A 12,666-nucleotide genomic window follows, 5' to 3' on the forward strand; every position below is an offset into this window, starting at 1 on the left:
AAAGTGGAATATGCCTATTCGCGACTGGCGTTTAGCCATGAGCCGCTTTATTATTGAATTCGGTGACCGCTTAAGCAATCACCTTTAAATTTATGAAAAGCAATTACACAAAATTATTTACAGGCTCAGTTCTATTTTTTAACAAAGCCTGCTTCTTCAGATTTTGGATACTTTTGGGTGAGCTTGGTTTTGAGCTGCGTTGCTAAATTGCTATTTCGATCGACATCTTTTGCAATGCTATACAGTTGATATAACGCTCTAGGCGCGCGGGTCGATTCAGGGTATTGATCTACCACGATACTATAGTTCTTTTTCGCTTCCGCGTAGTTGGTCGGTTCAACAGCAAGGTTGAACTCAGCTAGCCAAAAATATGCATTGCTAATATAGACACTGTTAGGATTATTCTTAATAAAGTTTTTCATCGGTGCAATGGCTTTTTTCGCACCACCTTGTTTGTATGCATCTAAAGCAACGGTATATGCCGCTTTCTCGAGCTCAAGTGAGTCACCACCTGCATTTACAGGTTGGTTTGCAGATGAGCTTAATGTTGCTTGGGTCGTAGGTTGTTTAATAGGTGTAGGCGCTGTATTAGCTGTTACTGGGTGCAGTACCTTGTTGGTTATCCTCCGCGGCCTCTGTGTCTCCACTTGGATCTACTTTTTGTTGGAGTAGTTCTAAACGTTGATCTAAATCTGCATAGCGGTTTGTAAGTTCACTTTTTAATTGTTCGATAATATTGTCTTGCTCTTCCATTTTACCGCGTAAGCTACGCAATTCATTTTCAAGCTGTTGGTTCTTCTGCATAAGCTGCCAATTCAAATTGGTTGGAATAGAGGTAGAGCCAGCACCTGTTTGAATGGCCGTATTATTTGCTGTATACACAGTACCATTATTAGCGCCACTCAAACCACGAGATTCAATTGGAATATTTGCAAATAATGCACCTGAGCAAGTCAATGTAAGGGCACACAATACATGCTGTTTAAACATCATAAAAATTCCATGTAGTTACAAGCATGTCCGTATAGAATAGTTTTATTACAGACAGCTTTAGATAAAACGATAACCACATTAAAAACGCCAAAGATCTGAATTGCAATAAGCTTTTACAATCTTGTTGTGTATTAAAGTAAAAATATAGTGATGAAGTTTCACGTTTTCTACATCATCGACCATCATATTGATTTATAAATAATCAAACAGTGTTTTCTACTCAGGAATTCTTGGTTTTAGGCTTGCATGTTTATTAAAAATCTCTATACTCTGTTCTTGCAATGGTAGCCCTGCCGGTTACTTCGCAATTGTACTCTACAAACCCCGCCAGGACCGGAAGGTAGCAACGGTAGTAGAAATATGATGTGCCGAAGTCTTGCTGGTAGGGTTGCCACCAGTTTCAATAATAATAAATTAAACGTCCTCTCATTTTTTCAATCCTATATTATTCTTTATTTTAGTTTTATTAATTCTTCATTTAGATCTATATTTTTTTTATTCGTCATCAAATTCTTTACGTGCAATCACTTTAAAAATCGTATCGAGATCAAAGCCTCGATATTGCAAAAAACGTATTTGTTTGGCTTTTTGTTTTGGATCACGTTCAACAGCTTTGCCAAATTTTTTTATCTTGAGCTGGTAGGCTTCAGTGACCCAATCTGTTTCTTTTAATTCATCCTGAATTAATTCACTGTCTACTTTTTTATTTTTTAACGCGAGCTTTATACGATTAGGGCCTTTACCTTTACGTTTTTGACTCGATAGCACCATCTCTGCTACACGCTGATCGCTTTGATAGTTCTCACGTGCGAGTTCTTCCACCAAGTGTATGACTTCTTCACGACTATCCGCATACAGTGCTAATTTTTCGATTAAATCCGCTTTTGAGTATTCTTTACGTGTGAGTACTGCAAAAGCGTACGAGCGTAGACGAGAGCCGCGCAGTCCCGATTTTTTTTCAGCATGAATATCTTTACCATTGGTGTCAAAATGCAACGCAGTGTGATCGATCACCGAAGTATTGTCATGTGAAATGTCAGTTTGTACAGCATGATTTACGCAGGTAGTTTCTTCAGCTTCTGCAAACTGTTGTTTCAGTGCTTCATAATCAAGCAAGAGTGGAAAATGGTCTTTAGTCATGGGGTCATTTTAATACAAATTTTGAGTGCAAAACAAAACGCCCCGTAGGGCGTTTCGTCTGCTATTAAAGTATGCTGTAATTAAGCATCTAAAAAGTCTGGTTCTTCTTCGTCTTTGTCTTCTACAGGTGCTGTACCCGTAGTCAGAAGTTGTTCACGAATCAGTTTTTCGATAGTTTGCACAAGTTCAGGGTGTTCTTCTAAGTGGCGAATGGTATTGTTTTTACCTTGCCCAATCTTGTCACCTTGGTATGAATACCAAGCACCTGCTTTTTGAACAATTTCTTGTTGTACTGCGAGGTCAACAAGCTCACCTAAATGGTTCACACCTTTACCATAAAGAATTTGGAAAATCGCTTCACGGAATGGAGGAGCCATTTTGTTTTTCACAACTTTCACTTTGGTTTCTGAACCAATGATTTCGTCGCCTTCTTTCACTTGACCAATACGGCGGATATCTAAACGTACAGATGCATAGAATTTAAGTGCATTACCACCAGTTGTGGTTTCTGGGCTACCAAACATTACACCAATCTTCATACGGATTTGGTTAATGAAGATCACCATACAGTTCGAACGTTTCGCATTACCGGTAATTTTACGCAGTGCTTGGCTCATCAGGCGAGCTTGTAAGCCCATGTGTGAGTCACCCATTTCGCCTTCAATTTCGGCGCGAGGGGTCAGTGCAGCTACAGAGTCGACAACGATCAGGTCAATGGCACCTGAACGTACCAGCATGTCTGCAATTTCAAGTGCTTGTTCACCATTGTCTGGCTGTGAAACAAGTAAGTTATCAATATCTACGCCAAGTTTACGTGCGTATTGAGGGTCTAATGCATGTTCAGCATCGATGAATGCACAAGTACCGCCAGCTTTCTGACATTGTGCAATAGCTTGTAATGTCATAGTCGTTTTACCAGAAGATTCAGGACCGTAGATTTCTACGATACGACCTTTAGGCAAACCACCAATACCTAGTGCGATATCTAATGTTAAAGAACCTGTAGAGACAGCTTCAACTGCCTGCACGGTATTATCACCAAGACGCATAACGGTGTTTTTACCAAACTGCTTTTCAATTTGGCTTAAGGCCGCATTTAACGCCTTGCTTTTATTATCATCCATCTTACAACCTCAATACGATGTCACGAAACAATATACTCAAGTGGATGTATTCAGTTTAAATCTGTTCCACGAGGGTATAGTGACAGAAATCATCCTTTTGTTCTATGAAAATCACAACAGGTGCGACATGTTGTGACGCTTTAACTTAATCATCATTATAAGACCATTGCTGGTCAAACTGTTGATCATTTTCTCTTTTAAATTTACCAATATCTCGACGATCTTTTTTACTTGGTCGATGATCTGGCCGAGCTAGATTATGCAACTTTCTTTGGGATGCGAGCAATTCCCGTTTTGCAATACTGACCTCAGTTTCATCATAAAGCAGCTGAGCGGTGGGGGCAGGCCCACGAACATCCGACAGTGCTTTCACCACCACGGTTTTTTTCTCAAGGCCTTGGGCAATGGTTAATTCCATGCCTACACGAACTTCACGAGAAACTTTAACGCGTTCGCCATTATGATGAACTTTACCGCCTTCAATCGCATTTTTGGCAATAGAGCGTGTTTTAAAAAAACGTGCAGCCCACAACCATTTGTCTATACGCATACCAACCGCATCTTCGGCTAGATTAGATTTACGCATATTTTTTCTGTTCCTCGACTTGCTCAGTCGTTTGAGCTTCTAAAATAGGGATTAAATCTGTTAATGCGGACAGCATTGGGTAATTGCAAGTCTCACGAGGCGCTTTGGCAGATGAAGGCTGCTGAATCGAATAGAGCTGTTCAATCCCAAAAAGTTTTGCACCATTAAGTACTTTTTCTGTGTCATCAATGAAATAACAGTTTTTTGCATCGAAGAGATGTTTGCTTGCTAATATTTGCCAAAACTCAATAAACTCTTTGGCATGACCGAGAGTCTCTGAACTGACGATAACATCGAAAAAATCACGAAGACCGGTTTCTTCAAGTTTGAATTGTAAGCCTGCATAGTCGGCATTGGTCGCAAGCCAAATAGGATAGCCATTTTCTTTCAGATAGGTGAGTAGCTCAATGCAGCCTTCGCGTTTAGCCACTTTGGCTTTTTGTTCTATTTGCATTGCCAAAACATCAACACCAACTTGTGATGTCCAAAAGCGAGAGGAGTACCATTTTAGGGTATGATTATGTTGTTGATAAAAACTAAATAGCGTTTGCTTGCTTTGTTCGAGTGAGCACTGATGCTGTTCAGCATAGCGAATTGGCAGCAGCTCATTCCAGATAAAATCATCATAAGCAAGATCGAGTAAAGTACCGTCCATATCAAAGATGATCGTCGGCTTTTCTGAGTAATTTGGCATATAAAGGTATTCTATGTTTAAAACAACAACAGCACCGCAAGACCCACTGATTTTGCAGTTGGTTCCCATTGTGACACAAGCTTGCGAAATTTTGCGAGAAGAATATCAGCGTTATTGCTCAGGTGCAGATTTTGATGTGGAACGTAAAAGTGATGATTCACCTGTAACGCAAGCTGACTATCGTGCAAATAGCTATATTACCCAAGCTTTATCCGTAGTTTCTAACTTGCCTGTATTGTCAGAAGAAGGTGATAAGTCAGAGCGTATGCAATGGCAAAGATTTTGGCTGCTTGATCCTTTGGATGGTACCAAAGAGTTTTTACATAAAAGACCTGAATTTACCATTAATTTGAGTTTGGTTGATGGCGCCAATACCACCTTTGCCATATTGGCGATCCCGGGGGAATATAGCGTATATATTTGCCCCTTTGCGGGACTGCCGTTGAAATATGATAGCCAGTCAACTGCATGGTATGAATATGTTGAAACCTCTGAAGAGAATGTCGTACATGTTGGCTTGAGTCAGAGTGCTAAAAATAAACCGATTTATACGGACTATCTAGACGCTTTAGAAAAACTCACTCCTTATCAGGCCTACCATGCTGGTAGTGCATATAAGTTTTGTATGATGTTAGAAGATCGAGTGGATATTTACCCGCGTTTTCATCCTACCTGTGAATGGGATACCAGTGCTGGACAATGTTTAATCGAGCGTATTGGTGGTGGATTGGTTGATTTTAAAGGTCGCGCATTTTTATATAACCAGCGCAAGACTTTATTAAATGGTGGATTTATTGCATTTAAAAATGCCGAAATGAAAGAATTGGCCTTAAATGCTTTGGCAAACATGCCTGACAAAACTTGAGCTAAATCGGGTTCATGCTATAGTGTCAGCACACTCCGTTAAATCTCCTGCATTTAAGAACTGTCAATTATGGCCCTAGATTTGCTCCCTCCTAGTATGTTGAAAGCAATAGACTTATTGCCGGATGAAAAGACGCCTGTAACATTGTTTACACGTCATTCCATTCGTGAAGTTGTACAAGGACAAGGCTTGGCCGGTTATGACTTGCAACTGACCCATCAAGGACGTGATTTAGCCGAAGCGTGGGGCAGCTATTTGGTTGAAAATACCGATCGTGTCATTCAGCACTGTATTTCGAGTCCAATTCAACGCTGTGTGGATACGGCGGCATTGATGATTCAAGGTGCGGATAACGTCACGATTGAACCGAATACCCACCATATCGAGATCATTGAACAAGGATTATTGGTCGAGCCGGGGAGTTTTGTGCTCGATATTAAAAAAGCAGGACCATATTTTCAAAAGCAAGGCGCTTTGGGCTTTATCAATAGTTTTGTGAATAATGCTTTGCCGGGTATGAAACAGCCCATTCATGGGGTGGTAGATGTATTGGAGTTGATTTACAACACTCATCCAACCAATGATTATGGGCTGAGTCTAGCGGTGAGTCATGACACGATTTTGGCTGCAATTCTTGCCATTATTTCAGGTAAAAATATCGTGACACGCGAAGACTGGCCGAAAATGATGGAAGGTTTATTTGTTTGGTTTGAAGGAGATGTATTCCTTGAATCTAAACTGAAATGGATTTGGCGTGGTGAACTAAATGAATTAAATATTCGTGAATTTCAGCAAGCTGAACAGCAACTTTAAGAAATTTTGCTAATAATAAAAAAATTTAAAAAAGGCATCCTATAAATGGATGCCTTTTTTAGCTGCTTCAATATTTCACTAAATAAAAGATTAAATATTGGCTTTAATTCGCGCAGGGTATTGATTTAAATCAATAGTTGAACCGTCATCACTATAAGGCCAGCGGCTAGTATTGACAGGGAGATGCTGTTGGTGGATTCGACTGTATTTGTCAGCGGCAATCAATGTCGCAATGTCATGATCTTTAATGCTATACGCTTGCACGAGTTCAACGGGATATTGTGTGCGTTCAAAAAATTCAGCTTCTGTTTCCCCTTGATGCAGTGCAAAAATACGTTCTACAGCTGGTAAGTACACGCCATATGCTAACCATGAGTCTACGCCTTGAGAGGCTTGAATCTCTGCGGTCGATTTCATATTTGAAATGACTTTACCTAAAATGTCTTTTTCACCTTTCGATGTAAAATATTCAATATATTGATTTTCTGCTTCTGCAAATTTTTCTAATGATGGCAAAAATTGGTTAATCGACATTATTATCCCTCTTTTCATTTGTACAGCAATGGCTGCCTAGGATGAAAATTAAAATACCATAAAAAATATATGGGATTAAACCATTTCTTAAAATTTTATTTACAAAGTTTCTAAAAATATCCTGACAATTTCTGTCGGGAATATACGATTGTATTAACAGGTCTACATCTTAATTTTAGTTGAAAAGTGAAGTACCTGTCACATTAATAATGATTCTACCAATACAAAATATTTAGATTTTATTTGAATTGTTAATAAGTGACAAAACACGGCAATTGAATGATTAAAAAAAAGAAAATAGCATTAAATTTGTTCTAAATTGTTGATTTATATATTTTATGTAAGTCTCTTTATTGGATTCTTTTGTGGCTAATTGGGGAATAGTAGTGAAAAGTGTGATAGATTTTTCATATAACAAATTATCAATTTGTATTGTGTCATTAATGTTAGTTGCTTGTGGTGGTGGAGGCGGTGGTGATAGTTCAAGTGGTTCTGCATCAACTGCAAATTATCCAGAACCGACTCAAGACATAGTCGATGATACCAGTATTGGCTTTTATGACTACGATGCAAATGATGCTGTTCGTGAAATACGAAATGATTTAGTCGGCAACTTTTCAGCGCAAGTTCAATTTGGTCAAAGTCATGTCGTCGATCCGAATGCGAACGAAGCCAAGAAAATGCCACGGTTAACCAGTGAAAAAGAAGCGCTGCTTATCGTGACGCCAACACTTGATATGCAAAACATCAAGCAACTCAAAGTAGAAATCTATCAAAACAACCGCTTAATTCGTACCGCGACATTGGATGATCCGACGCAAATGCCTGTTTCAGACCAGAGTGGGCAAAGAGGTCGTCCAGATGTTTGGTACAGTAAACGCGCGTGGACCACGAAACTCAATTGGGATGAAGTTAAACCCGGTCTAAGATTAAAATTTATCGATGCAAATAAAGTCAGCGGTGAATTGGCTGAGGATAAAATCGATTTTGCTGCACCAGGGGAATTGGTTTTAAATAATATCCGTGTTGGTATGTTGGCAGATAAGCCAAATTCTACCGGCCACTATATGCTACTAGAGCCTGAAAAAGCGGGCACAGATTATTTCCAAACCATTCCTGCAGCAGAAATGACTGTTGCACAATATGATGATATTCAGTTAACACGTGCAATGGTATCTTCAGGTGTTATTTATGACAGTAAAAGTGCCGGAGATGGTGGTGTTTATGCAGGAGACATGCGTGAGGATGTCGGTAAATCAACCTTTAGTGTTGGTATAAACCTTGCTAACTGGGGTATTACCAGTGCATCTATGGCCAACCAAAGTCAGCCACAATTAACCCAAACAGTAGTTGTCCATCATACGAAGGGGAACTATGCCAATGGTGTGCATACTCATGGACTGAGTGGTGGTAATGGCATGCTCACGCTTTATGATTCTGTAGGGAATGAATTTAGCCATGAAATTGGCCATCACTATGGTTTAGGACATTACCCTGGTCAGGTAGGTGACAATCTATTTTGGGCTGCACATCATGCGGACAGTGGATGGGGTTATATTGCCAATCGCAATATGATGCGCGGAAATCTATCATGGACGGCGACATGGAAGTGGGATGGAGCGAATGGTATCCCAAATTTTAAAAATTTGTTTCCGTACGGAAAAGATGCCATGTCCGGCGGGTATCCTGATAGTAATGTATCACGCTATACACACTATACGGGTTACAGCACATTCCTGAAAATTCAACCACACTTTGACCGTTATGTCTGGGATGAAACTTCGCCTACCGGCTACAAAAAGTGGAACAAAACTACTCGTGAAATGGAAGTCGCTCAACCGAAGATGCCAAATTCTACGGCTCCGGTTTGGTATAATGCAGATCAAAATTATCCACGACCTCGGGTATTTGGGCAGCCTGTCATTACAATTTTAGGTGGCTATGATCCTGTCAATCAAGTCGGTTTGTTATATCCTGCGGCACGCTCAAACTGGGGTAATGTTTATGATCTAACAGCTGCCAATACGGCCTTAGACCAAGCGGCATGTTGGTTGAATGTGCAATACACGAATAAAGTCAACAATATTGCTTTAGCACCTGCACGATTAGGTAGTAATGCCAATAAACTGCATGTCAATTTAGCTTTGGCAGATCAGCCACAGAAAGTTGATTTGTATTGTAAAAAAGCAGGTGAAGAAGCCAAGTTATTAGCAAATATTGATATTCCAGTTTACAGCACAGCGATCAAGCCGGCCGTCAAAATTGGACGTCAGCATGGTTATAGTGCTTTGCGTGCTATTGAACTTCCTCAATTAGAAAGTGCTTTGGAAGCTCAAGCGGCAAAAGCTGTTGTTGCACTTAATCCAACCGAAAAAATGCTGTATGAGTCATATAAAAATGACAAGTCATTGATGAATAGTGTGGCGCGTCAGCAATTAACCCGTTATGAATCGCAACAAAACACCGCATACCGATTAAATCGTTGGATGAATGTGTATGCGCAAGACCTAACCAATCAAGTGCCTGAGGCGCAAAGCGCGCTCGAAGCATTTATGAAAAAGCTTTCAGTCACTCAAGAAGGTTTGTTCGAGCAGGCGACATTGATCAAAAATGGTAACAACTGTTTGAAATCTGAAACCTTAACTGATGGAACATTAAATTTATACATCAGTGGCCCAAGCGGTTGTACGGCGGATGATACTGAACAGTGGGTATATGATGCGATTGGTCGTATACACAGCAAGTCAAATCCAGATCAATGCATAACAGGCAACGGTGGTTCAGCTAAAGTGACGCTAGAACGTTGCGTGTTAAACCAAACCAACCAAATTTGGACCATGGACCCTGCGACTACAACGATTCGTCAAAGTGGTCAATGTATGGATTTAAATACGGGCCGTTTGCAGAATAACCGTGCGGATTTAATTCGATATGGCTGTACCAATGGTGGCAATCAACGTTGGACAAATTTGACAGCAAGCCAAAACTTATTATGGACATATTTATCAGCGACGAATATGAAGCTGATTAATAAATAATCTGTAGATAGAAAATAAGGTCCAATAAGGACCTTATTTTTTTGCTTTTAAAAATCTTTAGGCACAAAAAAAGCCCTAAAAAGGGCTTTTTTTATCGCAACAAATTAGTTAGCTAAAGCTTTAACTTGTGCATTTAAACGGCTCTTATGACGAGCAGCTTTGTTTTTATGGATGATGCCTTTATCAGCCATACGGTCGATTACAGGAACAGCTTTTTTGTAAGCTTCTGTAGCGACAGCATAATCACCAGCAGCAATAGCAGCTACTGTGCGTTTAAGATAAGTACGAACCATAGAACGTAAGCTTGCGTTGTGTTGACGTGCTTTAACGTTTTGACGAGCACGTTTTTTTGCTTGAGCAGAGTTTGCCACTCGTGCACTCCTTGAAATAGATTGGTCTGGGCGGGCTGAAATTACATCTGAAAACCAACATCAGAAGAACTATCACCAGCCCGTAAACAAGTGCCATATTGTGATTAAACTAAGCGCTTAAGTCAAGTCTTGACATGCTTTGACAACATTTTAGATGCAGAAAAATTTTAAAGAAAACGTTAGATTAGTCTAAAGTTATTGAGATTGTATGAAAAATGACTAAAAGTATAGAGAATGCAATTGTCATTGGGGCAACAGGATTGGTCGGGCGGGAGCTGGTTCGTCAGCTCAGTCAAAATACAGGATGTAAGAATATTACAGCTGTGGTACGTCAACGTAACCACGAACTGAATGGACTGGCAAAAGTTCAACAATTGGTGATCAGCGACTTTCTTTCCCTGACTCAGGAAGATGTGCGAGATTATAGTCATGCCTTTAGTTGTTTGGGCTCGACGATTAAAAAAGCAGGGTCTAAAGATAATTTTTATCAAATTGATTTTAGCATCAATGCGCATTTTGCTGAATTATTAGAATATACAGACACACATCTGATCATTGTCAGTGCAATGGGCGCAAAAGCCAATTCCGCGTTTTTTTATAATCGAGTCAAAGGTGAATTGGAATATTATTTAAAAACCTTAAAGTTAAATCAACTTTCGATTTTAAAACCTTCGCTGTTACTTGGTGAGCGTCATGAATCTCGACGTTTAGAAGATGCGACACAGAAACTTTATATGCGCTTTTCGCATTTTGTACCTGATCGTTTCAAATTTAAGCCAGTGACAGCACAGCAAGTGGCTCATACTATGGTCGAGGCGGCACAAACTCAGACTGAAAAGTTCGAGATTTATGATAATTTACGCATACTAACAATTAAATGAGGGAAATACCGTGTCTACAGTTCCATTCGTCACTTGTGATTTACTTGATGATCATCCAGACAAAGAATTACAAGTGGTGATCCCATCAATGGATGGTAAATTCTTTCAAAGTTATGGTGCACGAAAAAGTTTTGGCGGTCAGGTGGTGACGGTCAAATGTTTTGAAGATAACTCTCGTGTTAAAGAATTATTGGCAACCGATGGTACGGGTAAAGTATTGGTTGTGGATGGTGGCGCTTCGATGCGCTGTGCCTTGATGGGCGATATGATTGCTGAATCTGCAGTCAACAATCATTGGAATGGTGTCATTATTTACGGCTGCGTGCGTGATGTTGATGCGATTGCAGAACTTGATTTAGGTGTGCATGCTTTGGCTGCGATTCCACAAAAAAGTAACCGCAAAGGCGTGGGTGAAACAGATATTCCATTAAGTTTTGGTGGTGTAAACATTCAGTCCGGTGATTTCATCTATGCTGACAATAACGGCATTGTTGTTTCAAAAGAGCAATTGGTTGCTCTATAAGTGTGTTTGAATTTTTTAGTCGTGAAATGAAAGCGTGATTTTTGCTCATACACGACGATATAAATGTGAAAAAGTAAATACAAACATCAGCTGAGGGCACTCGGCTGTTGTATAAAAAATACGAAATAAAAGAAGAAAGGAAGAAAAGTATGTTGTTGCATCAAATAAAAGTGGCGCAAGCGTTGCTCTCAGGCGTAGCAGAGGGCGGACGTGGTACAAATGGGACGCCTTATCCGAAACAACCTGAAAAAGCTCTTAAACTGTACGAATTTGAAGGTTCTCCGTATTGTCGTCGTGTACGAGAAGTACTAACCACACTCAATTTGGATTATGAGGTCTACCCATGTCCCAAAGGGGCTAAAAAATACCGTTTAGACGTGCAGAAATTGGGTGGTAAACAACAATTTCCTTTCTTGGTGGATGACAATACTGGGGATCGTTTGTACGAATCTCAGCAAATTATTCATCATCTATTTAAACATTATGGCAAAACAGGCCAAACGCCTAAAAAATATGCCAATTATCCTAAAATTCCGTATGTTGCCTATGTTGGAACCTTAATTAATGGGGCTCAAGGCGTGTGGGTGCAGCGTAAAGTCATTCATCGTGATGCTCCAACTCAACTCTTAGAACTGTGGGGTTTTGAAGCGAGTCCGTATACACGCATTGTACGTAGCGCATTTTCTGAAATGGAATTGGCATATACCTTTCATAATGTGGCTAAGGAGCGTTGGCAAGATCAGGGATTAGCGGTGATGCGCTTAAAACCGGGTAAATATGTACCCCTGAAAGGTGGTAAGCGTGAACAAGTGTTAAAAATCATGGGGAACAATATTCAAGTGCCATATTTGAAAGATCCTAATACTGGTGTAGAACTTTTTGAATCTGAAAAAATTGTAAAATATCTGAAGAAGCAATATTTGAGCTAATCTCACTCAAGTTTAAGCTAAGTGCAGTGTATAGTCAGACTGATGGCTATACACATATTGTAATGTTAAATGGATTTAAAATTAGAAGAAAAATGCATCATAGCTGCATCAATTGAATTAGAATAAATTATTAAAAATAAGAAATTTACTTAATTATAGGGATATCCTAAAAGGA

Annotated in this window: 12 protein-coding genes, 1 other RNA gene and 1 pseudogene; 7 read left to right on the top strand and 7 right to left on the bottom strand. The window is 39.7% G+C overall.

Annotation, left to right across the window (positions count from 1 at the left end; genetic code table 11):
• Nucleotides 1-131: 131 nt before the first annotated feature.
• Nucleotides 132-993 (bottom strand): annotated as a pseudogene (locus FTT99_RS03295) (YbgF trimerization domain-containing protein).
• Between the two features lie 291 nt (nucleotides 994-1,284).
• On the opposite strand from FTT99_RS03295, the gene ffs reads away from it, so the two are divergent.
• Nucleotides 1,285-1,381: signal recognition particle sRNA small type (gene ffs / locus FTT99_RS03300), an RNA gene on the top strand.
• A gap of 107 nt (nucleotides 1,382-1,488) precedes the next feature.
• Here ffs and FTT99_RS03305 read toward each other — a convergent pair.
• The 4 genes from FTT99_RS03305 to FTT99_RS03320 all read right to left on the bottom strand — a co-directional run bounded on the left by FTT99_RS03305 (nucleotide 1,489) and on the right by FTT99_RS03320 (nucleotide 4,537).
• A complete protein-coding gene (locus tag FTT99_RS03305) occupies nucleotides 1,489-2,133 on the bottom strand; it encodes a regulatory protein RecX (protein ID WP_180130162.1) in 645 nt (214 codons plus the stop codon).
• A gap of 80 nt (nucleotides 2,134-2,213) precedes the next feature.
• The gene (recA, locus tag FTT99_RS03310; RefSeq protein WP_078193524.1) at nucleotides 2,214-3,257 is read right to left on the bottom strand and encodes a recombinase RecA; all 1,044 of its coding nucleotides are present in this window, start codon (nucleotides 3,255-3,257) and stop codon (nucleotides 2,214-2,216) included.
• A 145-nt stretch (nucleotides 3,258-3,402) separates the two neighbouring features.
• Nucleotides 3,403-3,843 carry an RNA-binding S4 domain-containing protein gene (locus FTT99_RS03315; RefSeq protein ID WP_168377604.1) on the bottom strand — a complete coding sequence of 147 codons (441 nt, stop codon included), beginning with the start codon at nucleotides 3,841-3,843 and terminating at the stop codon, nucleotides 3,403-3,405.
• On the bottom strand, nucleotides 3,836-4,537 hold the full coding sequence (locus FTT99_RS03320) for an HAD-IA family hydrolase (protein WP_180130164.1): 702 nt from the start codon (nucleotides 4,535-4,537) through the stop codon (nucleotides 3,836-3,838). The genes FTT99_RS03315 and FTT99_RS03320 overlap by 8 nt, the downstream gene beginning before the upstream one ends.
• Before the next feature lie 13 nt (nucleotides 4,538-4,550).
• Here FTT99_RS03320 and FTT99_RS03325 point away from each other — a divergent pair, with 13 nt between their 5' ends.
• Nucleotides 4,551-5,402 carry a 3'(2'),5'-bisphosphate nucleotidase CysQ gene (locus FTT99_RS03325; protein ID WP_180084307.1) on the top strand — a complete coding sequence of 284 codons (852 nt, stop codon included), beginning with the start codon at nucleotides 4,551-4,553 and terminating at the stop codon, nucleotides 5,400-5,402.
• Nucleotides 5,403-5,471: 69 nt separating this feature from the next.
• Nucleotides 5,472-6,215, top strand: a complete 744-nt coding sequence (locus FTT99_RS03330) for a histidine phosphatase family protein (protein ID WP_078188709.1) — start codon at nucleotides 5,472-5,474, stop codon at nucleotides 6,213-6,215.
• Nucleotides 6,216-6,305: 90 nt separating this feature from the next.
• Here FTT99_RS03330 and FTT99_RS03335 read toward each other — a convergent pair whose 3' ends face one another.
• Entirely contained in the window at nucleotides 6,306-6,749 is a 444-nt protein-coding gene (locus FTT99_RS03335; RefSeq protein ID WP_180130166.1) for a hypothetical protein, read from the bottom strand.
• Nucleotides 6,750-7,192: 443 nt separating this feature from the next.
• Here FTT99_RS03335 and FTT99_RS03340 point away from each other — a divergent pair, with 443 nt between their 5' ends.
• A complete protein-coding gene (locus FTT99_RS03340; protein ID WP_180130168.1) occupies nucleotides 7,193-9,787 on the top strand; it encodes a M66 family metalloprotease in 2,595 nt (864 codons plus the stop codon).
• Nucleotides 9,788-9,891: 104 nt separating this feature from the next.
• Here FTT99_RS03340 and rpsT read toward each other — a convergent pair whose 3' ends face one another.
• Nucleotides 9,892-10,158, bottom strand: coding sequence for a 30S ribosomal protein S20 (rpsT, locus tag FTT99_RS03345; protein ID WP_078188707.1), 267 nt, complete (start codon nucleotides 10,156-10,158; stop codon nucleotides 9,892-9,894).
• A gap of 215 nt (nucleotides 10,159-10,373) precedes the next feature.
• On the opposite strand from rpsT, the gene FTT99_RS03350 reads away from it, so the two are divergent.
• The 3 genes from FTT99_RS03350 to FTT99_RS03360 all read left to right on the top strand — a co-directional run bounded on the left by FTT99_RS03350 (nucleotide 10,374) and on the right by FTT99_RS03360 (nucleotide 12,491).
• Complete coding sequence (locus tag FTT99_RS03350; RefSeq protein ID WP_180130171.1) at nucleotides 10,374-11,039, top strand: NAD(P)H-binding protein; 666 nt, start codon at nucleotides 10,374-10,376, stop codon at nucleotides 11,037-11,039.
• Between the two features lie 10 nt (nucleotides 11,040-11,049).
• Nucleotides 11,050-11,562, top strand: coding sequence for a ribonuclease E activity regulator RraA (gene rraA, locus FTT99_RS03355; RefSeq protein ID WP_078193517.1), 513 nt, complete (start codon nucleotides 11,050-11,052; stop codon nucleotides 11,560-11,562).
• A gap of 149 nt (nucleotides 11,563-11,711) precedes the next feature.
• Nucleotides 11,712-12,491 carry a glutathione S-transferase N-terminal domain-containing protein gene (locus FTT99_RS03360; RefSeq protein ID WP_180130174.1) on the top strand — a complete coding sequence of 260 codons (780 nt, stop codon included), beginning with the start codon at nucleotides 11,712-11,714 and terminating at the stop codon, nucleotides 12,489-12,491.
• Nucleotides 12,492-12,666: the final 175 nt, after the last annotated feature.

Origin of the sequence: Acinetobacter sp. YH12040 (genome assembly GCF_013420005.1) — a bacterium.
Lineage (GTDB): Bacteria > Pseudomonadota > Gammaproteobacteria > Pseudomonadales > Moraxellaceae > Acinetobacter > Acinetobacter amyesii.